The following is a 23,623-nucleotide window of genomic DNA, read 5'->3' as shown; positions in this document are numbered from 1 at the left end:
ACATGGCGGTGGAAACAGTATACGCACTCTTTCAAACGGTCTCGGACGCGGAGCGCGCCATCGGCGCGCTGATCGATCACGGCTTGTCGCATAACGATGTCGGCGTAATCACGCGCCGCGCGGCGGAGCAGAACGAAACCGCTCACGTCCGCGAAGACTTCACCCGCGTGACGGATCCTGCGGCGGTCGCCAACGGCGAGCCGGAGGCCGTGTATGTCGCGCGGCCCGGCGCCCTGCCGGCGGCGTCGCTCGCGGACACCGTCACGCCCGCCAGCTCCGTCGATACCGCCGAGAACGTGGACGCCGTCGGCAAGATGGGCATCACGACGACAACCGTGGAAGACGCCAAAGCGGGCGCCGCCGTCGGCACCGGCATCGGTATGGTCGCCGGCCTTCTGGCGGCCGCCGCCGCGATCACGATCCCCGGCTTCGGCATCGTCCTTGCCGGCGGCGCGCTCGCTGCGGCGCTGGGCGCAACCGTCGCCACCACGGCCGCAGGCGCAGTCGCGGGCGGTGTCGCGGGATACCTGCGCGACATGGGCATGGCCGAGCACGCCGCCACCCGCTATGCGGACCGCGTCGCCGAAGGCGATTACCTCATCGCCGCTCGTATCGATCCTTCCGATTACGATAACATCAAGCGCCTTCTGGAAAAATACAACGCCGTCGGCATCGATATCAACGTGAACGCCGCCGGAGAAGATGTCCGCCAGAGCTGGGGCAACGACGCCTCCCTCCAGCAATACATCGCCGATACTTCTCCTGCCGCCGTTCCCCTGCCGGCCCGCGCGATGGAAGATCCCAACATCATGGCCGAGCCCGTTCCCATGACGCCCGTCGTTCCGATCGCGCCTCCTGCCCCGGCGTCGCGCTTTATTACGGAAACTGAGGCCGGAGTACCGGTTGTCCCCGCGCAGGTTCTGACGGAAACCTCCGCCGAGGACGAAGCCAATGCTCACTGGCTCGCCGAGACCCCGGAAGAAGCCGCCCTGCGGCGCGGCCAGGAAGAAGATGAGCTGGTAACACGGCGCCCGCTGGCGTGAGGGTGTCGTCTCTATTCCCCCAGCGCTAAAGCGCCGGGGGAATAGGGCCCCACAAAAAGCAGGAAATCCCCCTCTCGCGCACGAATACTCCCTCAGAAGCACGCCTGCTTGCCTGCTACCATGGCGGCGACGCGGCGGCTTGCGGTCTATGAGAGACTGTGGAGTAACTGGTGCTGCTGTCCGTCTGCATCGTCAATTGGAACACCTGCCGCTATCTGAAGGAATGTCTTGCTTCGCTGCGGGAGTTTCCGCCCGGCAACGCCGCGCTCGAAATTATCGTCGCCGATAACGCCAGCACGGACGGTTCGGCGGAGATGGTCCGCGCCGAATTCCCCGAAGTAAACCTGATCGCCAACGCCGACAATAAAGGGTATGCGGAAGGCAACAATCAGGCGCTGCGCGCCGCGACCGGCGACGCCGTTCTCTTGCTGAACCCCGACGTTGTTCTCCATTCGGACACCCTTACTCAGACGGTCGCTTTTCTTCAAGAACATCCCGACGCCGGCGCGGTGGGATGCCGCCTGCTGTCGCCCGACGGCTCCACCCAATCGTCCCTGCGCAGTTTCCCCGATCCCCTCCCCGTTCTGTGGGAATATTTGAAGTTCTCCAAGCTGTTTCCCAAAAGCAAAGTCTTTGCCGCGTACCGCATGACGTACTTCGATTATGACAAGCCAGGCGAGGCGGATCAGCCGATGGGGACGTTCCTGCTGATCCCGCGCAAAGCGCTCGATCAAGTCGGGCTGCTCGACGAACAGTTCCCGATCTTCTTCAATGAGGTAGACTGGTGTTACCGGGCGAAGCGCACGCACGGCTGGAAGATCTACTACACGCCGGCCACGCTCACGCATTATGGCGGCGGGAGCACGCGGCAGGTGAAACCGCGTATGATTCGTGAGTCCCACCAATCACTGCTGCGTTTCTATGAGAAGCATTATCGAAGCACGACTCCGGCTCTGCTTTACAGCGCCATCACGTTCGCCGTTCGCTGGAACGAGAACCGATTATTAAAAAGGGTTATGTCGGAGCCAGCCACGGCGCCGACCGCAACAACATGACAGATATCGCCGTCATTATCGTCAACTGGAACGCGCAAAAGGATCTGCGCGTCTGTCTTCAATCACTCTACGCAGACCCCAAGCCGAAATCGAATTACGAAGTCTGGGTCGTCGATAACGCGAGCACCGACGGCTCGGCGGAGATGGTCCGGTCCGAATTCCCCGACGTAAAGCTGATCGCGAACACCGAGAACGTCGGGTTTTCGAAGGCGAACAATCAGGCGATCGCCGCATCGCAAAGCCGCTATGTATTTCTGCTGAACTCCGACGCCTTCGCGCACGAGGGCGCGATCGATACGCTGGTGTCGTACGCCGACGCGCATCCGCAGGCGGGCATTATCGGCCCACGCGTGCTGAACGCCGACGGCACGCTCCAGTTCTCTTGCCGCCGCTTCCCTTCGCTGATGGCCGGGTTCTTTCGCAACACGTTTTTGGGCAAGATCGCGCCGCAAAACAAGTACGCCGCCGAATATCTGATGTGGGACATCAGCCATGACCGCGACCAGAGCGTGGACTGGATTTCCGGATGCGCGATGATGATCCGGCGCACGCTGATCGACCGGATCGGGGCGCTGGACGAACGTTTCTACATGTATTGCGAAGATGTCGATATCTGCCGCCGCACCTGGGAAGACGGCTTTGAGGTCGTGTACGCCCCGCAGGCCGTGGTGACGCATATTATCGGGCGTTCGAGCGACAATAACGCCGAGAAGATGATCGTGGAGTTCCATCGCTCCTGGTACGAGTACGATTTGAAACACCATCCCGATGGCGGGCCGGTGCGACGCTCGGTCGTTTATTCGGGGCTGTGGCTGCGCGGCGCCGTCCGCATTGCGCGGCGCCGCTCCAATGAAAAGCGGTATCAGAAGAATCATCGGGAGAGCGGATCATGACTCAGGCGATCGTCGTTTTGCTCTCCCTGGTCGCCTTTCTCGCGCCCCTGCTTTCCGCTCGTCCCGACGAGCCGCTCTGGTCGTCGTTCTTTGGCGCCGCCGCCGCGCTCGCGGGGCTGCTCGCCGTGCTGAGCGCGTGGCGCCAGTCAAGCGCGCTGGGAACGCCGGCGTCGCTTCGGCGCGCGCGCGGGGCGACGGCCGCTTTGATGGTCTGGGCGCTGATCTCCATCGTGGCGCGCATCGTCAGGCAGCACAGCTCCACCGCGTTCCTCGCCCCCATGCTGCGCGGCGGCAGCATCGTCGCCACCGACCTCGCGTTGTTTCTCACGGCGTGGTTTGTTTCCGCGCGCCATCGCGACAGCCGATACGCCCTGATGCTGGCCTTGCTGGGCGGCGCCGCCATCGCCGCCGCCATCGGCGTCCAGGAATACGCCATCCACTTGCGCGACGGCGAATCCTCCTGGCGCGTTTTTGGAATGTCCACGCCGGACTACCTGGCGGCCTATATGGCGATGATGCTGCCGATAACGGCGGCGCTTGTCTTCTCCGCGCCGACGGAAAACCGTCTGCCGGTGCTCCTGGGCCTGGTCGCCGTGCTGGAGCTGGCGACGGTGCTGACCACGCAGTCGCGGTTTGCGCTGGTGTCGCTGGCGCTCTCGTTTTGCGTACTTGGATACTTCGCGTACCGTCAGAAGAAATACACGGCCGCCGCGTCGCCCGCCGCCGTCGCCTCGAAAGGCAGGGGAGGCGCGATAATCGCGTCCGTTCTGGCGCTGCTCGTGGTGGGCGTCCTCGCGAAACCGGTGATCGGGCGTCTGATGCACCCACAGCAGAATTCCGGCGCGTTCCGCGTCTGGACCTGGAAGGGCTCCCTGCATATGGCGGCCGCAAACCCGATCTTCGGGACCGGCGTCGGCACCTATGTCTATGATTATCCGAAATACGCGCTGACCGGATTTACGCGCCTTGCGCACAATGGATATTTGCAGATCGCCGACGAGTGCGGCGTTCCGGCGCTCCTGCTGCTGCTCGCCATCCAGATTTCGGTAATTGCCGCCGTCGTCGCCGTTTTGCTGCGCCCCGCATCGCCGACTTCGGATGGCAAGCCATCGCGCCTGGTCGCCGCCCTCCAGCGCGGCGACGACCGCCTGGTTCTCGCCGGGCTGCTTGCGGGGCTGGTCGCCGCGATGGTGCAGAACCTGATCGACTCCGACTGGTCCGTCTTCTTCATCGGTTCGACATTCTGGCTGATCGCCGGCGTCGCCGCTGGCGTCGCGCAGCAAGAAAGCGGCCTGGACAATGCCCAGGCCCCAGAAAAGCGGCTTTCGCTCGCACTCGCCGGTATTGGCGCTGGTGTTCTGGCCCTGTTTACCGTCACCAACGGCGTCGGCGCCGTATATAGCGATCAGGCGAAGCAGGCGCTGGCGACGGGCGGGGACGCCGAGACCGCCTACGCCGCCGCGCAAAGCTGGTCGCCCTGGGATGGCCGCAATCTCAGCGACCTCGCTTATAAAGTCTATTTGTCACGCCAGCACAACACGAGCCTCGCCGAATCGACTCTGAAGAACGCGCTTGCGCTGGAGCCGAGCTACCTGAACTATCGCCGCCTCGGCAATCTGTACAAAGCGACCAACCGCACCAGTGAGGCGATCACCGCCTATCAAGAGGGATTGAGACAGGATCCCAACTCGCTGGACCTTATTCTGGACCTCGCGTCGATCAGCGCGCCCGATATCGCGCTCAATTACTATCGAAAGATGCAGCAGCTGGAGCGTGGTCCGGTCGGCACGGTGCGGGCGCTGGGAGATATTACCGAAGAACGATTCGCGCAGGCGAACGCAGCCGTGGCGGACGACGCCGCAAGCCATGGCGATATGGCGGCGGCCGTCGCCGATTACGAGCGCGCCGCCGCCGTTCTGGAGAAGTACGCGGCGGAAGGCGGGCAAAGCAACCCGCAGCGCGCGGCTCTGAGCGGCGGACAGCCGGATACGGAACGCGAAGAAGAAACGGCGCAGCGCTATCGGCATGTGACGGAAGCGTTGGCAAAACTCTCCGGCGGCAAGAGCGAGTACACGGCCGACCCACGCCAGTTCTACTATGATGTCCAGTTTGACTCTTTAGTGGCGGCCGCTTACCAATCGACGGGCGATACGGCGGGGGCGCTCCAAAGATACGACGCGGCGGCAAAACGAATCGAGGCGGCTGCGGCGAACGGTCATTCCCGCCCCTCGAAAGAGTACTCCTTATCGACGCTGTATGGATCGCTGCTGGACAAAATCACCGCTCTCTCGCCTCCAGAACAAGCGCCTGAAATCGACTCGCGCCGCAAGAAATATACTCCAATGATCGCTTCCGTGTTTAATCCACCCGCATAATAGGGCATAATGAAGCGACGTTTCAAGGAGATAGTGATGAATATTACGGCAGCCAAGCGCGGCAGCTTGTCCAAAGGCGAGCGAAAACAGAGGCTCCGACAGGGGCGTGTCCCCGGAGTGATTTACGGCAAGGGCCTTGAGCCGGTCAATATTGAGGTTCCCGCGAAGGCGATCTCGCAGATTCTGCTTTCGGAATCGGGCCTGAACACCGTTATCGATTTGACGATTGAAGGTGATGCAAAGACGCACACCGTTGTCGTCGACAACCTATTGCGCAATTCGATCAGCCGAGACTTCGAGCACATCGGCCTGCATCAGGTCAAAAAGGGCGAGAAGATCACGGCGCAAGTCCCGATCCAGTTGATTGGCGAACCCCGCGAAGTACTGACCGCCGGCGCGATGCTTGAGCAGATGCTGGAAACGATAACCGTACACGCGGAGCCCCAGAACCTGCCGGTACAGCTCGACGTCGATGTTTCTCAAATGAAGCTCGGCGATGTCCTGCACGTCTCGGACCTGCCGCACAACGCGAACCTGGAGTTCTCCACCTCGGACGACACCGCGATCGCCGCGCTGCATTACTCCAAGACCGCCCAGTCGGCGGAAGCTGATGCGGACGCCGCCGCCGCAACCGTGGCCGACGCCGCAAGCGCCGCAGCCGCCGCCGCGCCCGCTTCCGAATAACGACATCACGGAAAACGGCCCGTCCCAAATTGGGACGGGCCGTTTTCTTTTTTGCGCCAGGGAATAAGCCCGTCCAATCCACCTCCCCACAGAACAACCGATTGGCCGATTTTCCATTGATGCCTCGCGGCGCATCAGTTAGAATGAGCGCATCTTCTTTGATTTGGAAAATGAGCAGGGAGCATATGATGCCGCGAAGCAGAAATTGGGTTCTCATCGGGTGCGCCCTGTCGGCGCTGGCCGGGATGCCCGCCGTCGAATCGTACGCCGCGACGGCGCCGGCGAATACTGGGGATGCGCTGGCGCGCGAGTTTGCCTCGCCGCCGGCGAGCGCGCGGCCGTGGGTTTATTGGTTCTGGCTGAACGGGAACATCACCCGGGAAGGAATCACGGCGGATCTGGAGGCGATGAAGCGTGTCGGCATCGGCGGAGTGCTGATCATGGAGGTGGACCAGGGCGCGCCCGCCGGCCCGATGACCTTCGCCGGTCCCGAGTGGCGCAAACTGTTCACGTTCGCCGCGTCCGAGGCGCAGCGTCTCGGGCTGGAGATCAACATGAACAATGACGCCGGCTGGTGCGGCAGCGGCGGCCCGTGGATCACTCCTGAGTTGTCAATGCAGAAGCTGGTGTGGACGGAAACGGCGGTACACGGCGGCGATTCCGTCAGTATCGAACTGGCCGCGCCGGAATCCGTGCAGGGCTTCTACAAAGACATTGCCGTGCTCGCGTTTCCCACACCCAAAGCGGGGTTCACGATCCCTGATATCCGGGGCAAGGCGTCGTTCGACCGGCAGGAGTTCGACGCCGCGCCGGCCTCCTACCCGATCGTTCCATCCGAGCAGACAATCCCTAAAGCCGGCGTGATCGATTTGACGTCCAAATTCCTCGGCGGCAAATTGGCGTGGACGTCGCCGGCCGGCGAGTGGACCGTGCTGCGAATCGGCCACACCAGCACCGGCGTGGAGAACCACCCCGCCCCTGCGGGCGGTCTGGGACTGGAATCCGACAAGCTGAGCGTGGCGGCGACCGACGCCGCATTCGATGGCTTGATCGGCAAGCTTATCAGCGATACGGGAACGCTTGCGGGCAAATCGTTCATCTCGACGCATATCGACAGCTGGGAGGTCGGCTCCAACAACTGGTCGCCTCAGTTCCGCGAGGACTTCCAGCGTCTGCGCGGATACGATCCGCTGCCCTATCTTCCCATCGTCACGGGCCGTGTACTGGAGAGCGAGGAAGTCTCGGAAAGATTTTTATGGGATCTGCGGCGCACGGTGGCGGACCTGGTTTCCGCGAACTATGCCGGACGGATGCGGGACCGCGCGCACGCCAAGGGCTTGCGGCTATCCATGGAGGCGTACGACGGCGCGCCGACCGACGATATCCAGTACGCGGAGAACGCCGACGAGCCGATGTCCGAGTTTTGGTGGCCGGTCTCGAACAACGCCTGCCTCTTCAGCACGGCGGAAATGGCGTCCTCCGCGCACGTCACCGGCAAGCCGATCGTCGGCGCCGAATCGTTCACCGCCGGCGACGAAGAGCGATGGCGAACCGCGCCCGGCGATATCAAGTTCCGAGGCGACTGGGCCTTCTGTCACGGCGTCAATCGCTTTGTCTTCCACCGCTACGCCATGCAGCCGTGGGCCGGAACGGACCCGAACGCCACGGGGAGCGAGCCTCTCCTGCGCGCCCCCGGCATGACCATGGGACCCTGGGGGCAGCACTACGAGCGCACGGAGACGTGGTGGAGCCAGTCCAAGCCATGGCATGAGTATCTCAGCCGCTGCCAATCGATGCTGCGCATGGGCCATTACGCCGCCGATATCTGCTACCTTCAGCCCGAAGGCGCGCCCCGGCGCTATTCTCCGCCGCAGGGAACCGGAAAGTACGCCTCCGACGGCTGCTCCGCCGACATCGTTCTCAATCGGATGTCCGTCAAAAACGGACGGATTGTGCTGCCCGATGGCATGAACTATCGGGTGCTCGCCCTGCCCGACTCACAGACAATGACGCCGGCGCTGCTCAAGAAGATCGCGGAGTTGGTGAAGGCAGGCGCCACGGTAGTCGGGTCACGACCGCGCAAATCCCCCAGCCTGACGGGATACCCGGTCTGCGACGGCGAAGTGGCGACGCTCGCGGCAAGCCTCTGGGGCAGCGCCGAAAGCACGGTCCCTGGACGACGTTCGGTCGGCAAGGGGCGCGTCGTCTGGGGTCAGACAGCAGAAGAGTACCTGGATGCGAGTGGTATTCCGGCAGACTTCGCGGCAAGCCCGGGCGTGAAGGCGGATGTCGAGTACATCCATCGAACGCTCCCCAACGGGATCGAGGCTTACTTCGTCGCCAATCTCAGTCCCATGACGCTGAACGGAACGTATTCCTTCCGTGTCACCGGCAAGCGCCCGGAGATCTGGTCGCCGGAGACGGGCAAAACCGAACTCGCCGCCATATACACGGATCACAACGGCGTCACGACACTGCCGCTGCACTTCGACGCCTCGGAATCGCGGTTCATCGTGTTCCGCCCTGCATCGAAAAAGACAGATCCCATCGTCTCCATCACGCGCGACGGAACTCCGATCACCTCCAGCCCGAGCGATGTGAACCATCTTAAGGTGTTCTCGGCCACCTATGGCCCTCCGGGGGACGCCGCGCGGACCCGCGATGTCCGCGCCAAAGTGCAGACGCTCCTGGACAGCGGCGCGCGCGTCTTTCAGGTTGCGGACCTCGCAAATGGCGACGATCCCGCGTTCGGCGTCGTCAAGACCGTGACGATCCAGTACACCGACGGCAAGGCGACACTGACCGCCATGGGGCAGGACCCGGACACAATTCAGCTTAGCGTGGACGCCGACTTCCCTCAGAGCCGCATTGCCGACCTCCACGCCGACGCCGACGGAAAGCTGACGCTCGAAGCCTGGGCGCCCGGCCGATACGTCGCCACAACCGCATCCGGGAAAACTCTTATCGCGAAGATCCCGCCGGCGGCTGAGCCGATTAGCCTGGGCGGTCCCTGGCAGGCGCGGTTCCCAGCCAAATCCGGCGGAACGCCGCTCAGCGCCCCCATAAGGTCCGATGATAAGACGGTCGAGTTCGACGCCCTGCAATCCTGGAGCCTGTCATCCGACAACGCTGTGAAATACTTCTCCGGCACGGCCGCCTACACCAAAAACTTCACCGTCCCCGCATCCTTGATCGATCCGACGACGCCCGTCATGCTCGACCTGGGCAAGGTCAAAGCGATCACACAGGTTTTCATCAATGGCCAGGACCTCGGCATTCTCTGGAAAGCGCCCTATCGGATCGATGTCACGAGCGCCCTGAAAGTTGGAGATAACGAGATTACTGTCAAGGTGACGAACCTCTGGATCAACCGGATGATTGGCGACGAGCAGCTTCCCGAGGATAGCAGCCGCAACGGCGACGGCACATTGAAAGAGTATCCCGCATGGCTCGCCGCGAACCAGCCCAGCCCGACCGGCCGGCAGACATTCACGACGTGGCGTCTTTGGGGGAAAGACTCACCGCTCCAAGAGTCGGGTTTGATTGGGCCGGTGACGCTGTATCCGACACGAACGGCGGAGCTGAGGTAAGTGTGAAGGCCCTCTCCTCTCAGCCCCCTCTCCCAATTTTGGGAAAGGGGGAGTCAGAGGGAGTTAGCGTTTAAGTCATAAGATCTTTTGGATCACAGATCCAAATCTTAACCCTCGCCCATACCTTTGGGAGAGGGTGGCCCGAAGGGCCGGGTGAGGGCTTCTTGACGGGTACAATATCCGCATGCAGTCTCGAATTTATCTCGATCACGCCGCCACAACCCCCATTCGCCCGGAAGTGAAAGCAGCCATGGAGCCCTTTCTGGGGCGCGACGGATTCGGCAATCCCAGCAGCCTGCATTCGGAAGGCCAGCGGGCGAAACGGGCGCTCGATGAAGCCCGCGCGGTTGTCGCGGAGTCTATCGGCGCACAGTTTTCTGAGATAAACTTTAACAGTGGCGGAACGGAGGCCGATAACGCCGCGCTGTTCGGTGTAACACTGGCGAATCGGCGGCGGGGCGAGCATTTTGTCACCACTCAGATCGAACATGAGGCGGTGCTGCACACGGCGCGGTTCTTAGAAACGATCGGTTTCGAAGCGACATATCTCGCCCCAGACGCCCAGGGATTGGTCACCGCAAGCCAGGTCTTAGAAGCGATCAGAACGACGACCACGCTTGTCTCCGTCATGCACGCAAACAATGAGATCGGTACGGTGCAGCCGATCGCGGAGATCGGCGGCGCGCTGCGCGGCCACAACACGTACTTCCACTCCGACGCCGTCCAGACGTACGGCGTCTACCCGCTCAATGTCCACGAACTTGGCGTTGACCTGCTCACCGTCTCCGCCCATAAGATTTATGGCCCCAAGGGCGTCGGCGCGCTGTACGTCCGAGATGGGATCCCCATCGAGCCCCTCCTCCATGGCGGCGGCCAGGAGCGGGAGCGACGGGCGGGAACCGAAAATGTCGCGGCGATTGCCGGTTTCGGAGAAGCCGTGCGTCTGATGCTCATCGAGCGCGAGACGACGGCGAAGCAAATGGAGCGTCAGCGTGATCTGCTGATCGGAATGATCCGTGAGCGCATTCCTGGCGCAGCGCTCAACGGGCATCAGGCCCAGCGCCTTCCAGGAAATGTCCATTTCTCATTCCCCGACATCGACGCCGAATCCCTTCTTGTCAGTCTGGACCTCACAGGCGTCGCGGCGTCGTCGGGATCGGCCTGCACGGCGGGAAGCATTGAGCCCAGCCACGTCCTGACAGCGATTGGCGCGGCCTCGGAAGCGCGCGGCGCGGCGCTTCGCCTGACGCTGGGACGAGAAACAACTGACGAGGAGATACGGGAAACGGTGGAGATCCTGACGCGCTTAATCACCCGCCTGACGCGGGTGTGAAGGTGAACGCAACAAAATAACGACGAAAAATGGCCGGCGGTTTTTAACCGACGGCCATTGCTTTTATCGAGATGCAGGACGAGATTAGCTCTGCCCCATCGCCTCCCAAACTTCAACCTTGTTCCGTACCCGATGGATCACGTTGTCCGTGAATTCCGTGGTCGTGGCGTGGCCGAGCAGATCCGCGGTGCGAACGCCGTCGTTGATCGCCTCAAACGCCGCTTCGTAGACCGCGCGGGATGCGCGGGTGGCGGCCGGGCTCTTCAGGAAGGACAGGAGCGATGCGCCCGCGAGGATCATCGCCAGCGGGTTCGCGATGTTCTTGCCTTGCAGAGCCGGCGCGGTGCCATGGGGCGCCTCGGACATGACGACCTTAGGTTCAAAGTTCTCGTCAAACGACAGCAGGATCGATTCGGAGCCGGCGATAGAGCCGTAGAACGCCAGCACCAGGTCGCTCAGACAGTCGCCGTCGCGATTAAGCGCGGGGATGACAAGCGGCTCGGAGGCGCGGGCAAGCAGCAGCGCATAGGTGGCGTCGATGAGCTGCGGCTCGTAGCGGACGGAGCCGAATTTCTTCGACGCGGCGTCCATCTCTTCCTTGAACATCCCTTCGTACACAGGAGACACCGTGTATTTCGGGCCGCCGAAGACCTTAGCATTCATCTTTTGCGCGTGCCGGAACGCGAACTCGGCCACCATTCGGCAGGTGCCGCGGTTGATGTGTTCGGTGCGGTAGGCGATCTCGTCGTACCCGGTCCCCTCGCGCCACTCCTTCGCGCCGTAGGCGTCGTCCACGGCCATGCGCACCACGGACATCGGGGCGGAGACGCCGCCGACGGTCATGACGCCCGGCAGACGCCGGCCGGTGCGGACGATGACCGTGCCATCGATCTCTTCGCGCAAAATCGCATTCGGCGAACCGACATCGCCGGCGATATCCGGAGTGATCGTCGCCGCCTTGATGCCGAAGCCATACTTCTTCATCGCCGCCGCCGCATCGTGCACGACCTGATTTTTGGTCGCGCGCCGATTCTCCAGCGTCAAATCGTAGTGCTCAAATGCGAGATCCATGCGGATCACGGAAGGTTCGAGGACACGCAGGCCCTCCAGTAACAGCTCCTGGCCGGTTTGGTCACCGTCCAGGACAACAATCGTGTGTTCCGCCATATCTACTCCCAACTACCGGCCCATCAGGCCATTTGCAAATTGCACCGAGCGCGCCACGCCTTCCAGCGGATCGATCTCGGCGTCATATTCGATGTTGACCCAACCGTCAAAGCCCGCCTGCTTCAGCGAGACAATGCAGTCGGCCAAATCGACATCTCCCTCACCGAGCGGCTTGCCGACAAACTTGAGGCCTTCCAAGGAAGTATACGCAAATCCCTCATAGCTGTCGGGTACAAGGTGAAAATCTTTAAAGTGAACCATCCCGGCCCGTGTCGCCAATTTCTCGACGGCGTCGTGCGGCGCTTCATGCACCAGCAGGAAGTTTCCCGTATCCGGGTTCGCCTTCAGCGCGGGGCTTGCGACCGCCTTCAAGATCGTCTCGACTTGATCGGCGCGCCCCGCCAGCTTGCCGTGATTCTCCAGCGCAAGCGTCACGCCGTTCGCGTAAGCGTATTCGGCGGCGGCGCTCAAACCGTCGATGATCCAGCCAAGCGCCAGCGCGAAATCAACGCCTTCTTTTTGATTTCCCGCAAAGACTCGCACCGTTTTGGCGCCGAATTCCAGAGCCGAGTCGACGCCGCGCTTGATCACTTCAACCTGGGCCAAACGCGCCGCTTCGTCCGGGTTCACGAACTCATTGGAGACGGAGTAAACGCCCACGATAAGTCCCGTTTCACGCAGCGCCTCTGTGACAGCGGGCGTCTCCGCCGCGCGGTCCTTCCAGAAGAAGTCGAGCAGCTCGACGCCGTCCACGCCCAGACGCTTGCATTCATGGATAAACGCCGGAATATCGAAGTTGCCGGTTTTCCACGCGGCAACATAACTCCACATACTGATCCCTAACTTCACGATCTTCTCCTAAAATTTCCGTCCTAAAATTCCAGATTCGGAAGCAGACGCTCTACTTGCAGCAATCCGCTGATGCTTTTGGCGTCCTGAATTTCGCCGGTATGGATCTTGTGCAACGCCTCGGCGAACGGGATCTTGACGATATCCAAAAACTCGTCCTCATCCGTTTCTCCCGCCGTCGGCTCCAAACCGTATGCGATGTAGACGTGGATCATCTCCGTAGAGTATCCCGGCGCCACATACATCGAAAAGAGCTTGTCCAGATGGCCCGCCTTGAAGTTGATCTCCTCCGCAAGCTCCCGGTGCGCGCAGACATCGATCTCTTCATCTTCGTTGAGCGACCCCGCCGGGATCTCCAGAAGGGTTCCCCCGGTCGCGCTGCGAAACTGCCGAACCAGGATCACGGTGTCCCGATCCAGCATCGGCACGACGGCGATCGCGCCCTTGTGCTCGACAATCTCACGCTGGCTCATATTGCCGTTAGGCAGCAAAACGGAGTCGACGCGCAAGTTGATGATCTTGCCGTCATAAATACGCTTAGTGCTTGTAACCTTCTCGGTCAGGTCTTGTGACATAAGATTTTTCCCGTCTGCTGCGTTATTTCTTCTCTATCATACCAGGACACGTCTACCGCTCGGTCAGCATTCGGGCAAAGATGGCCTGAACTTCCTCACGTTTCTTGTTTTTGAAGTACCAATCGATCGTCCGATGCAAACCGTCGAAGAACTTGACCTGCGGTTCCCAGCCCAGCAGAGACTTGGCGAGACTGTTGTCCGCGACACGGTTCATCGGTCCTGTCGGCATATGCGGCTGCGTGGCGATCTCAAGACTCCGGTTTGTGTAGCGCAGCACTTCCTTGACGGCTTCCATGACCTGAATGCGCTCCATGGTGCCCAAATTGACCGCGCGCGCGTCATCGATCTTCTCCGCCGCGAGAATGGTCCCCTCGACAATGTCATCGATATAGGTCCAATTACGGATTTGCTCTCCGGTACCCCAGACTTCAAAGGGATTTTGCTCCAAAAACGCCCGCGCGATCATAGCGATGACCGCGTGGTTCTCCACGCCGCGCGGGCCGTAGACCGTGAAGAATCGGCAGCTTGCGGACTTCATTCCATACTGTTTGCAATACGCTTCGAGCGTCAGCTCGCCCATCAGCTTTGCCCAGCCGTATATGTGGTCGGCGTCGTAAGGCGGGCCAACGGCGTCCTCCGTCAGATAAACGATTTCGCCGGGATCCGTCTGCTTGAAATTGGGGTAAACGCAGCCAGAAGACGCAAAGACAACCTTCTCCACCTTTTGCTCGTAGCAAGTTTTGAAGACAAGCGAATCCAGAATCAAGTTAGTGGAGCACTCAACTTGATGAAGATCCACGTAGCCGCGACCTCCGTGGTCCGCCGCCAGATGAAACACCACTTGCATCCCCTCCACGGCCCGGCGCGTCACCTCGGGATCCAGCAGATCTCCTTCGATAAACTCAACGCGTCCGGCGTCCAAATGCTCTTGGATGTTTTCCAGCGTTCCGCTGCTGAGGTTGTCGACGATACGAACTTGCGCGCCTCGCTTCAAGAGCGCGTCCGTCAAATTCGACCCGATAAAGGCGGCTCCGCCTGTCACCAACACACGACGATCGTTCCAATTCGCGCTCATAGACACTCCCGTTTTGCTATTTCGAGACAATATATTCGCCGAGGGGGATATAGTCGACAATCGAGTGATAATCGTCTCGGTTCAGAATTCGCCAGCAGTCGATCACGACGCGTTTTCGGCCCTCCCGAGCCCACACGAGCGCGTCCAGCTTCTGAAACTCGGCCCACGGCGTTGTCACTACCACAACATCGCTTTGATCGATACACTCCGCCGATGTGGGGGCGAAGATCGTGGCTTCCCCCAGAACAGCGCGCGCGTTCTCCATGGCCGCTGGATCGTAGACCACGGTCCGCACTCCCTCATCATTCAGCGCTTTCGCCAGCAATAACCCTGGCGCTTCCTGAACAACGTCCGTGTCCGGCTTGTAGGAAAGGCCCAAAATACCAACGGATCCGCCCAGAGGCAGGTATTCTTTGACGCGACGCGCGAGTTGCAGCGTCTCATGCTGGTTCGCCGCATCCGTTGCCTCCGAGAGATACGCCGGCGCGCCTAGCTGACGAGCGACCGACGATAATGCTTGATTGTCTCTCGGGAAACATGGACCGCCGTACGCAATCGATCCCTTCAAATATTTGCGGCCGATTCGACTGTCCATCCCGATGGCGTTCGTGACAACATCGACATCGGCGCCGGGCAGCTCCTCGCAAATACGCGCTAGCATATTGGCGAACGCGATCTTCGCGGTGACAAACGAATTGACGGAGATCTTCGCAAGCTCCGCGTTCACGTTGCTCATTCGCGCAATGGGAGGGCGACGGTCGCAGATGCTTTCGTAGAACGCCGTCAGCAATCGTCCCGCCTCGGAGTCCGACTCGCCGGCCAATAAGAAATCCGGATAGAGCAAGTCGCGAATGACGCTTCCGAGAGCGATAAATTCAGGGCTATAGCATAAGCCGAAATCGCGGCCACAGCGTTTACCGGAGGTCTTTTCCAGAACCATACGGATCTCCCCATCCGTCGCTCCTGGAAGCACCGTGCTCGTAATGACAACGAGATGATAACCGTTTTTGGTTCTCAGCGCGACTCCAATATGCTCGCATGCATCAATCACATACTGTATTGAGAAGGATCCGTCTTCCTGGCTGGGGGTTGGCACGATGATAAACGTCGCCTGCGAGTCCAAAACAGCCTGCTCCGTGTCCTGGGTCGCCTGTATGCGGTCATGGTTCGCCGCGAGCATTTCGGCGAGCCCTGGCTCGTAGATCGGCGAGACGCCTCGACTCACGCAGTCAACATTGTGTGGATTGACGTCGACGCCGATCACGTTGTATCCCCGTTCCGCGTAACACGCCGCGATGGGGATTCCGAGCTTACCGAGGCCGATGACCGACACGGTTTGGAATGGACGAAGCGCTTCACTGGTTTGCATGAAATGACGACCTCATTGTCTTAGGGCTAAGCGACACGCCGGAAGGGCCGAAGAATGACGTGGGCAAATCGAAATAGTCCGGCGAGATTGGGGTGAAGCACACGGATTCGGGCAATGTGGAGCTTGGTGAAAATTCGGCGCAGGCGCATTCCTGAATCGTGAGGAAGGACTACCAATGTGGCGTCATCCAGCGTAAATACATGCAGGTGGCTTCCCGCCATCTCCCGATTTCGCTGCGCTTCAAGCCCGTTCCAGGCGTCGCCGGCTTTGGCGGAGACATGGGAATAATCGTGATTTTGATGGACCACGGTCATGGTTTGCGTGGCGTCGACCAGATGGCCGCCGCGATTACGCGCCTGAAACATCAACCAGTTGTCCCAAACCGTGCGTCCAATGGCGAACGGCGGGATCTCTCCGAACAATCCTTTTGGAAAAATAAAGTGGTCCACTCCGGCGACGCTATAAAGCTTGCCTTCGTCATGCGCCCACTTTCGAAGATCGGCTTTCCAATTGGGATTGGCGAAATCGATCGGCTCGGTAATATCCAGGTCGCGTCGGCGGCCGACCAGGAGAAACTTGCGACAGCGCCTCATAACAAATTCGGTCGTCGTGAGGAAATCGTCAAGCAGAATAATATCCGCGTTGATGTAACACATCAGCGGATAGCTCGCAATCCGTTCCGCCTGTGCGAACATGTCGCTAATCAGCGGCGTGCCGAATTCGTTACGAGCGATGTCGGGGATATGCTTCAGGCCAAGCTCGGCGGCGATTTCCGCCGTGCCCGGATCGTCGCCGAGCAGAATAATTTCACAAGGCGAATTTAAGAGAGTCCAGCTTTTGATGGCGTTGCGCTGGATGACGCCGTTATGGCCTCGAAACGCCTTGGGTATTGTGAAGATCGTCAGCATCGTAAAATTGCCTTTGATCGCGTCGTTACGCCGCCAGCCCCGCGCAGGCGGCGGCGGCGAAAAAGAGCGGGTCTTGATCCAGATCGCGGCCCATCGTCGTGACCGAGATCCCTGTCGCGCGCAGCCGGGCCAGCGCTGCGTCGTAGCCTTCCACGTATTTGACGTTGTGACGATCGGGAATCCCGGCTCCATCATGGCCGATGGGAATGGGAACGACACAGCGAGCGTAGGTCAGGTCTAACGTTGTCCGCGTATGGTGGCTGACGCCCTGATGACGCGGGCGCGCATCGCCGGCGGACATGCGCGCGATGGCGATTGGCGTTCCGCCGAGACGCGCGGCGATGTCCAGAATTCCCGCCTGCTCGACGCCGCTAAAGCCGTAACGCGTGCCCGTGCCCGCATTTCCCGGTCCCTGACAGACGATGACGGCGTCCGCGTCCGCGATGTGTTTCGCCGCCAGCAGCGCGGAGTGCGGCGTAACCGTTTCATAATCGCCGCCAAACGCCTGGCCGCATGTGATTGTCGTCGCGATAACGCCTTGCGCGCGCGCTGCCCGGATCGTTTTGCTGAATGCGAGCGGCAGCGCGGCGGCGTCGGTCATCACATAAGCGATGCGCCGCTTACCCTGCTCCAGCAGGCCGCACGCCGTCGGGATCACCTGTGAGTGAAGCTGGCCCACGAGAACGGGAAACTCGTCCAGACCACGCTCCCAAATGTCTGCATACCGAGCTTGCTCTTCAAGCGTCAGAACGCTGTGCTGGCAGGGCAGATATCGGGCTTTGATGATATGGCCGTCGTTCCCCCCGGCAAACTCCGGCGTTCGGGACAGATTCGCCATTACGAAATCGACGCCGCCGGTGCCGAGCTTGAGCGCCACTCCCGTGATGTTGAGCAGGACTTCATCTCCGATCCCGGCGTCGCCCGTCAGAGTGCGATAGTTCACGGCGCGCCGCCGCGAGCCGGCGGCGAGGACAATCAAATCCTGAGCGTCGGAGTCCAGATCGCTGACTTCCGCGACCTGGCCTCTCGTCTGGGCGAGCATACTCAGTCCTTCTCAGACCAGCGCGCGGCCGTTTCCGTGATCGCCAGAACCAGCTGCGCGCTCTTCACCATGTCCGAGATGTGAATATACTCGTCGTGACGGTGGATATTCGTCATGCCGCATCCAAGCACCGTGGTTGGGAATCCATTGGCGTTGAAGATATTCGCATCCGCGCCGCCGCCGGTGACGCGCAGCAGGTGCTCCATGCCGATACTTTCCGTCGCTTCCTGTCCAATCAGCAGCACCGGCGCGTCCATGGCGAGCTCATAGCCGTTGTAGGCACGGTCAACCTTGACGGTCACCGTGGCCCCGGCCGCTTCCGCTTCTTCTTGGAAAATGGCGATCATCAAATCGCGCTGCTCATCGACTTTGCGGGAGGTGCGCGAGCGCGTCTCGCACTTCAAATAGCATTCGAAAGGAATGATATTTGTCGCCGTGCCGCTGTGGATAATGCCGACGTTGGCCGTCGTCTCATGATCGACGCGCCCGATCTTCATGCGCGCGACCGCCTTCGCGGCGACATGGAGCGCGGAGATCCCGTCCTCCGGCTGCGCCCCGGCGTGCGCCGCGCGCCCATGGATCCAAACCTCAAAGATATCCTGCGTCGGCGCATGGTAGATAAACGATCCAACCGGCGGCCCGGCGTCCAGCACAAAGCCGTACTTCGCCTGAATTCGCCGTGGATCGAGGTGCTTGGCGCCGACGAGGCCGATCTCCTCGCAGATCGTCAGCAGCAGCTGAATATCGCCATGCGGGATCTGCTCCTCGTGCAGAACCGCCATCGCCTCAATAATGGGCGCGAGGCCGCCGATATCGTCGGCGCCGACAATCGTCTTGCCGTCCGAGCGGATAATGTCGCCTTCGATGATGGGCTCCAAACCCGGCGTCGGCTCCACAGTGTCGAAGTGCGCGGAGAAGAAGATGGGAGGCGCTCCCTCCACCGTTCCTTTTTTGAAGGCGATCAAATTGCCGACATTGCCGCCGACCTTCTCGCCGGCGTCGTCATATTCACAGGTGAAGCCGAGGGTTTCCAGCAGTCGAAACGCAATGTCGCTCGCCGCCTTTTCCGCGCGCGGCGGCGTATTCTGGCGGGCGAGATCCAGGAAGAGGTTGACGAGGCGATCCTGATTGATCGTACGCGCGGTGATGGCCATAAAAACTTGCGCTCCTGGGGTGACAGTCTGCGGCCAGTGTTCGACGAGCATGACGGGTTTTCCTTCGCATGTCAAAACGCACGGCGTGGCTTATCCCCGACGCTTGCATTTGCTCACCCCGCCTTGACACATGCCGGCTTTTTGGAATAAACTCACCGGGCGGGCGGAAGCCCGAAAGGAGCGATGCATCAATGGGAATTCTCGATGGCAAAAAAGGCCTCATCTACGGAGTGCGCAACGAGCGCTCGCTTTGCTGGGGATGCGCCCAGAGCCTGGCGCGCGAGGGCGCGCAACTGGCGCTGACGTTCCTGGGCGAGCGTGAGGAGAAGGATGTCCGGAAGATGGCCCCCACCCTTCCGGGCGGCGACAAGACCGTCATTCAGGGCTGTGACTTGACCGACGAGGCGCAGGTCGCGGCGCTGCACGAGACGCTGGCCCGGGAGTTCGGGCAGCTGGACTTCGTCATCCACGGCGCGGCGTTCGCCAACAAAGCGGACCTGGACGGCCGTTTTCTGGACACCAGCCGCGATGGATTTTTGAAGGCGCTGGAGATCTCCGCGTACACGCTCACGGCGGCGGCCAAGGCGGCCGAACCGCTGATGGCGAACGGCGGATCGATCATGACCCTCACCTATCTCGGCGCCGAGCGCGTCATCCCGAACTACAATGTGATGGGCGTCGCCAAGGCGGCCCTGGAAGCGTCCGTGCGCTACCTCGCCAGCGACCTCGGCCCGCAGGGCATTCGGGTCAACGCAATCAGCGCCGGCCCCACCATGACCCTTTCGGCGCGCGGCATCAGCGGGTTCTCCGGAATGTATAACGATGTTCCCGAGCGCGCGCCCCTGCGCCGCAACACGAGCATCAGCGATGTCGGCGACACCTCGGCGTTCCTCGCCTCCGATTGGTCGCGCGGCATCACCGGCGAAGTGATCTACGTCGACAACGGCCTGCACATTCTGGGCTAACCCTTCGGTTAACCACGTTTCCAGACAAGTCTCCCCCAAACGGCCAGCGCCATCATCAGCGCGCTGGCCGCCAGGATCATGCACGAACAATCGTGCGCCGCATACCCAAACAAAACATCCCACTGCACCGAATTCCAGATATCCATTGCGTCCGCCTCCGTGTTTTTTGCTGGTCTGATGATATCAAAATCAGAGGGATCACACATGAGGCGAAAGTCCCATGGAGCGCGCGGCAAGGTCCTATTTTCGTTAGGACCAGAGCCGGAACATTTCCAGAGGACACATAGTCGAATATGTACATTATTCAGCAGTCCGGTGGAAGGTGGAAGAAGATGATGAAGAGTATGCGAATGTGGGCGGCGGGCGCGGCCCTGATCTCAATCGCGGGCCTGGGCTCGCCGATTGCGGCGCAGGCGAGCGCCGAAGGCAGCAAAAATACGGCCATCGCTCTCGGCGCGGCCGCAGTCTACGCGCTGGTCAATCATAAGACAACCGCGGCGCTGGTGCTGGGCGCTGGCGCGGCCGTCGCCGCGAAGCAGTCTGACGATGCGCGCAAGAAGGAAAATGAGCGCAACTGGCGTGGACGCTATCATCGCGATGACAGCGGGAATTATTCCTATGACGACCAATATAACCGGGATCGTCAAAACAACCAGGACAGCGATTACGATCGTAACGACAATCGTTACAATTACAATAATACGAACAATCGCAGCTGCCCGGAGGGATGGAGCAGCGGCAATTCCCGCGATCGAAGCGGCGATTATCAGACTGGCGGCTACCAGAGCCGCTCCCGCCAGGACAGTCGAAATGACGGCGGCAATCAAGACTTTCGGCATATGAGCTCGCGCTGATCGCCGGCCACAAAAAAAGCCCCGTCTCAATGATGAGACGGGGCTTTTTTCAGGTTCTCTTACAGTGTCAATGCCTGAAGGCTACGCTCCAGCTGGCGCGACTGCCGATTGAGTTCAGGAATATCCTTCATCGCGGCGTCGTCGATCATCAGGTCCCAACTGTCCGTATCGTAGCCGGGCGAGAGCTGATAAACGTAATCCGCAGTGCGCGGCTTGATGGTCGCCACACGGTCCAGAAGATTGAGCGATACAAAACCGACAGCGGAGTCGTCAAACTCGCTCTGCTGTTTCTTTTCGCGCTTTCGGGCGTAGTTCGGGTCGATCTTGCTGACGATGGCCCACTCCTGCATGGCGTCCTCCGGGCGGTTCGCAAAGAAGCAGGAAAGTCCCCGGTTGGAGTGCAGCATGACGTTTTTCGGGTCGAGCGCCAGAGCGCGGTCGAACATATCGAGCGCCTGCTTATGCCGCTCCACGGATTCTTTCCACTTGGCGTCGTCTTTGGTGCGGCTCGCCTTTCGGATCGAGATCCCTTGTTTGGATAGCGCCAGCGCCAGGTTGGAGAAGTCCTCCATGCGGTCCTGCCGCAGACCGATGACGCGCCGGAACTCCACCCCCGCCTTATCGTAGTTTTCCTTTTGATAGTAGGCGACGCCCAGGTTTACGTGCCCGTCCGCGAACGCCCCTTCTACCCGCACCGTTTGTTCCCATTCCTTGACGGCCAGATCCAAATTCTTCTGGAGCGCAAACACATATCCGAGGTGGTAATGCGTCTTGGTAAAGTCCGGATTCAGCGATTCGCACTTGCGGAAGCTGGTCAGAGCTGCGTCGTAAGCGCCGTTGCTGATCTGACAAAGTCCGATATTATTGTGATACTCCGGGATCTTCGAATCGATGGAGATGGCTTCGCTAAAGCGCTCGCCCGCGACCGTGATGCTGTCCTCATGGATATAAAGCCAGCCCAGATGCGCGTGGAACTCGGAATTGCCGGGGTCGAGCTCCGAAGCCTCCAGAAGCAGACGCGCGGCCAGCTTGTAATTTCCAAGACGCGTATGGCAGATACCCATCGTCGCCAGCGTTAACGGCTGCTTCTTCGAGATGTTATTGGCGTCCGTCAGCAGTTCCAGAGCCGCGTCCATCTGTTCCTGATGCAGACGGATCAACGCCATCGCCACCAGCGTCTCCCACGATTGGCTGTTGAGCTGCATGGCGCGAACCAGGTTCCGCTCGGCGACCTCCAAAACATCGGCGTCGATGTAGATCTTACCAAGATTGTAGTAAGGCTCGAAGATCCCCGGATCGAGCAGGATCCCCTCACGGAACTCCCGGATTCCCTCGTTGACGGCGCCGACCCGGCACATGCCGTAGCCAAGATTGTTGCGCACCGGCGCGCTCTTAGGATCGAGCTTGCGCGCGGCCTGAAGAGTCTCCAAGCCCGTCGCGGCGTTGCCTTGCAGCAGCGTCAAAACACCGAGGTTGGACAGCGCGCGGCCGTGGCTGGGATCAAGCCGCAAGGCGGACTGGACTTCCGTCATGGCGCCGCGAATATCGCCCTTCATGAAGAGAGCCACGGCGATATTGTTGTGCGCGTCAGCGCGAGTAAACTTCGTGTATCCCGGGCAATTGATCGCTTTGTTAAACTCGTCGATCGCCAGATCGTATTTTTTCGCGCGGCACAGGATCAGCCCTTTCCAGTCATGGTAGATGGGCTTGTCGCCGTCAATCTCCACCGTACATTGAACTTCCGCGAGCGCGCGCTCCGTATTGAGTTCATCGACCGCCTCCGCCGACTGCACGATCGCGTGAGCAAGGTTCGCGTGCGGCTCGCCGTGGTGGCCGTTCAGACTGGAGGCGCGCTGGAACATCTCCACGGACTGCGGAATGCTGCCGCGCCGTGCGAGCGCCACGCCGGCGTTGTTGAAGAACGGAGGCTCCTTGGCGCCCATCTTCTGGGCGCGCTGGAACTCCTGAACGCTTTTTTCGACCTCGTCTTGCAGCAAGTGCGCCACCGCCAGGCTCAAACGCGCCTCGGCGGTGGCGTTCTTCTCCAAGACCTTCTCGTATTTCTGCTCCGAGGAGGACAAGACATTACGAATACGAGACTGCAAAAAGGCGTGCCGTGTCCGATAGAGGTTGGAGTAGTACAAGAACTTGGCGCCGCTCACCACGTACACCAGGGCCGCGCCCATCACCGCGCCGATCGCTGTTCCAGCGGCCGGCGGCACATGGAGCAAGACGCCGATCATTAGCTTTCCGACAATCGCGCCGGCAATCGCCGCGACAGCGATTGCCGCAATACGAACCAAGGAGCCGCGCTTGACTGCGGGTTTTGGCAAACGCTTTTCTGTGTCGCCCGCCCGCAGGATTACCCCGCAGTTATTGCAGACGACGGCGCCGGGATTCGTTCGTGCGCCGCAATATGAGCATATCATCACGAATCATCCTATATTCAAAACGAACGTAAACTTCTAGACGAAAAATGGAAAGACGACACGACAGAAGTCGAGCGCCGCCAGTGGTCGAACGGGGAAGCGCTCGCTCAATAGCTATGTTCGCGACGAAACGAATGGTTTCCTTCTTCGCGAGGCATGTGGAAGGTGACTGATTTTCATTAAACGCCTGCCTCCTGCCCCCAATTTGGGAGCTTGGAGGTCAGGATGCCCGGGCGTCCGCGGAAGCAAGCGTTTACGGGTGA

At 60.7% G+C, this 23,623-nt stretch carries 19 protein-coding genes; 9 read left to right on the top strand and 10 right to left on the bottom strand.

The features are described 5' to 3' along the window. Positions 1–2 precede the first annotated feature (2 nt). From D5261_RS22095 to D5261_RS22065, 7 genes are all read left to right on the top strand, one after another. Positions 3–1,043 (top strand): hypothetical protein, encoded by a 1,041-nt coding sequence (locus D5261_RS22095; protein ID WP_119321998.1) that lies wholly within the window; start codon positions 3–5, stop codon positions 1,041–1,043. A gap of 170 nt (positions 1,044–1,213) precedes the next feature. Further along, the gene (locus tag D5261_RS22090; RefSeq protein ID WP_165864272.1) at positions 1,214–2,098 is read left to right on the top strand and encodes a glycosyltransferase family 2 protein; all 885 of its coding nucleotides are present in this window, start codon (positions 1,214–1,216) and stop codon (positions 2,096–2,098) included. Further along, positions 2,095–2,991: a glycosyltransferase family 2 protein gene (locus D5261_RS22085; RefSeq protein ID WP_119322000.1), complete on the top strand. Its 897-nt coding sequence runs from the start codon at positions 2,095–2,097 to the stop codon at positions 2,989–2,991. The genes D5261_RS22090 and D5261_RS22085 overlap by 4 nt, the downstream gene beginning before the upstream one ends. After that, positions 2,988–5,366 carry an O-antigen ligase family protein gene (locus tag D5261_RS22080; protein ID WP_119322001.1) on the top strand — a complete coding sequence of 793 codons (2,379 nt, stop codon included), beginning with the start codon at positions 2,988–2,990 and terminating at the stop codon, positions 5,364–5,366. The genes D5261_RS22085 and D5261_RS22080 overlap by 4 nt, the downstream gene beginning before the upstream one ends. 36 nt (positions 5,367–5,402) lie before the next feature. Further along, entirely contained in the window at positions 5,403–6,050 is a 648-nt protein-coding gene (locus D5261_RS22075; RefSeq protein ID WP_165864273.1) for a 50S ribosomal protein L25, read from the top strand. A gap of 185 nt (positions 6,051–6,235) precedes the next feature. Then, a complete protein-coding gene (locus tag D5261_RS22070; protein WP_165864274.1) occupies positions 6,236–9,640 on the top strand; it encodes a glycosyl hydrolase in 3,405 nt (1,134 codons plus the stop codon). A gap of 184 nt (positions 9,641–9,824) precedes the next feature. After that, complete coding sequence (locus D5261_RS22065) at positions 9,825–10,973, top strand: cysteine desulfurase family protein (protein WP_119322004.1); 1,149 nt, start codon at positions 9,825–9,827, stop codon at positions 10,971–10,973. Between the two features lie 84 nt (positions 10,974–11,057). Here the strand turns inward: D5261_RS22065 and D5261_RS22060 are convergent, their stop codons facing one another. The 8 genes from D5261_RS22060 to D5261_RS22025 are packed head-to-tail and all read right to left on the bottom strand — an operon-like array spanning position 11,058 to position 19,163. Continuing rightward, positions 11,058–12,140, bottom strand: a complete 1,083-nt coding sequence (locus tag D5261_RS22060) for an isocitrate/isopropylmalate family dehydrogenase (RefSeq protein ID WP_119322005.1) — start codon at positions 12,138–12,140, stop codon at positions 11,058–11,060. A 12-nt stretch (positions 12,141–12,152) separates the two neighbouring features. Beyond that, positions 12,153–12,989, bottom strand: coding sequence for a sugar phosphate isomerase/epimerase family protein (locus tag D5261_RS22055; RefSeq protein WP_125206040.1), 837 nt, complete (start codon positions 12,987–12,989; stop codon positions 12,153–12,155). Positions 12,990–13,012: 23 nt separating this feature from the next. Further along, positions 13,013–13,564 (bottom strand): NUDIX domain-containing protein, encoded by a 552-nt coding sequence (locus D5261_RS22050; protein ID WP_119322007.1) that lies wholly within the window; start codon positions 13,562–13,564, stop codon positions 13,013–13,015. 52 nt (positions 13,565–13,616) lie between these two features. After that, complete coding sequence (locus D5261_RS22045; protein WP_119322008.1) at positions 13,617–14,639, bottom strand: SDR family NAD(P)-dependent oxidoreductase; 1,023 nt, start codon at positions 14,637–14,639, stop codon at positions 13,617–13,619. A 16-nt stretch (positions 14,640–14,655) separates the two neighbouring features. Beyond that, on the bottom strand, positions 14,656–16,008 hold the full coding sequence (locus D5261_RS22040) for a UDP-glucose dehydrogenase family protein (protein ID WP_119322009.1): 1,353 nt from the start codon (positions 16,006–16,008) through the stop codon (positions 14,656–14,658). 26 nt (positions 16,009–16,034) lie between these two features. Next, positions 16,035–16,916, bottom strand: a complete 882-nt coding sequence (locus D5261_RS22035) for a hypothetical protein (protein WP_119322010.1) — start codon at positions 16,914–16,916, stop codon at positions 16,035–16,037. A gap of 25 nt (positions 16,917–16,941) precedes the next feature. Continuing rightward, entirely contained in the window at positions 16,942–17,958 is a 1,017-nt protein-coding gene (locus D5261_RS22030) for a DUF3866 family protein (protein WP_119322011.1), read from the bottom strand. A 2-nt stretch (positions 17,959–17,960) separates the two neighbouring features. Beyond that, positions 17,961–19,163 (bottom strand): M20/M25/M40 family metallo-hydrolase, encoded by a 1,203-nt coding sequence (locus D5261_RS22025; RefSeq protein WP_119322012.1) that lies wholly within the window; start codon positions 19,161–19,163, stop codon positions 17,961–17,963. Positions 19,164–19,303: 140 nt separating this feature from the next. Between D5261_RS22025 and D5261_RS22020 the strand changes: the two genes are divergently transcribed. After that, positions 19,304–20,077, top strand: coding sequence for an enoyl-ACP reductase FabI (locus tag D5261_RS22020; protein ID WP_119322013.1), 774 nt, complete (start codon positions 19,304–19,306; stop codon positions 20,075–20,077). 8 nt (positions 20,078–20,085) lie between these two features. On the opposite strand, the gene D5261_RS22015 is transcribed toward D5261_RS22020, so the two are convergent. Further along, positions 20,086–20,223, bottom strand: coding sequence for a hypothetical protein (locus tag D5261_RS22015; protein WP_165864275.1), 138 nt, complete (start codon positions 20,221–20,223; stop codon positions 20,086–20,088). Between the two features lie 186 nt (positions 20,224–20,409). On the opposite strand from D5261_RS22015, the gene D5261_RS22010 reads away from it, so the two are divergent. Further along, positions 20,410–20,931, top strand: coding sequence for a hypothetical protein (locus D5261_RS22010; RefSeq protein WP_125206041.1), 522 nt, complete (start codon positions 20,410–20,412; stop codon positions 20,929–20,931). Between the two features lie 59 nt (positions 20,932–20,990). On the opposite strand, the gene D5261_RS22005 is transcribed toward D5261_RS22010, so the two are convergent. Beyond that, on the bottom strand, positions 20,991–23,360 hold the full coding sequence (locus tag D5261_RS22005; protein WP_119322016.1) for a tetratricopeptide repeat protein: 2,370 nt from the start codon (positions 23,358–23,360) through the stop codon (positions 20,991–20,993). Between the last annotated feature and the right edge of the window lie 263 nt (positions 23,361–23,623).

The sequence above is a fragment of the Capsulimonas corticalis genome (genome assembly GCF_003574315.2).
GTDB lineage: Bacteria > Armatimonadota > Armatimonadia > Armatimonadales > Capsulimonadaceae > Capsulimonas > Capsulimonas corticalis.
The sequence above is the reverse complement of the archived record's forward strand: the minus strand, read 5'-3'. Positions and strand labels throughout refer to the sequence as shown.

Bases quoted from the DNA above. Each gene is read 5' to 3' on its own strand.
- D5261_RS22095 (WP_119321998.1), top strand. From the start codon at position 3: ATGGCGGTGGAAACAGTATACGCACTCTTTCAAACGGTCTCGGACGCG.
- D5261_RS22085 (WP_119322000.1), top strand. From the start codon at position 2,095: ATGACAGATATCGCCGTCATTATCGTCAACTGGAACGCGCAAAAGGAT.
- D5261_RS22080 (WP_119322001.1), top strand. From the start codon at position 2,988: ATGACTCAGGCGATCGTCGTTTTGCTCTCCCTGGTCGCCTTTCTCGCG.
- D5261_RS22075 (WP_165864273.1), top strand. From the start codon at position 5,403: ATGAATATTACGGCAGCCAAGCGCGGCAGCTTGTCCAAAGGCGAGCGA.
- D5261_RS22070 (WP_165864274.1), top strand. From the start codon at position 6,236: ATGATGCCGCGAAGCAGAAATTGGGTTCTCATCGGGTGCGCCCTGTCG.
- D5261_RS22065 (WP_119322004.1), top strand. From the start codon at position 9,825: ATGCAGTCTCGAATTTATCTCGATCACGCCGCCACAACCCCCATTCGC.
- D5261_RS22060 (WP_119322005.1), bottom strand. From the start codon at position 12,140: ATGGCGGAACACACGATTGTTGTCCTGGACGGTGACCAAACCGGCCAG.
- D5261_RS22050 (WP_119322007.1), bottom strand. From the start codon at position 13,564: ATGTCACAAGACCTGACCGAGAAGGTTACAAGCACTAAGCGTATTTAT.
- D5261_RS22045 (WP_119322008.1), bottom strand. From the start codon at position 14,639: ATGAGCGCGAATTGGAACGATCGTCGTGTGTTGGTGACAGGCGGAGCC.
- D5261_RS22040 (WP_119322009.1), bottom strand. From the start codon at position 16,008: ATGCAAACCAGTGAAGCGCTTCGTCCATTCCAAACCGTGTCGGTCATC.
- D5261_RS22035 (WP_119322010.1), bottom strand. From the start codon at position 16,916: ATGCTGACGATCTTCACAATACCCAAGGCGTTTCGAGGCCATAACGGC.
- D5261_RS22030 (WP_119322011.1), bottom strand. From the start codon at position 17,958: ATGCTCGCCCAGACGAGAGGCCAGGTCGCGGAAGTCAGCGATCTGGAC.
- D5261_RS22025 (WP_119322012.1), bottom strand. From the start codon at position 19,163: ATGCTCGTCGAACACTGGCCGCAGACTGTCACCCCAGGAGCGCAAGTT.
- D5261_RS22020 (WP_119322013.1), top strand. From the start codon at position 19,304: ATGGGAATTCTCGATGGCAAAAAAGGCCTCATCTACGGAGTGCGCAAC.
- D5261_RS22015 (WP_165864275.1), bottom strand. From the start codon at position 20,223: ATGGATATCTGGAATTCGGTGCAGTGGGATGTTTTGTTTGGGTATGCG.
- D5261_RS22010 (WP_125206041.1), top strand. From the start codon at position 20,410: ATGATGAAGAGTATGCGAATGTGGGCGGCGGGCGCGGCCCTGATCTCA.
- D5261_RS22005 (WP_119322016.1), bottom strand. From the start codon at position 23,360: ATGATATGCTCATATTGCGGCGCACGAACGAATCCCGGCGCCGTCGTC.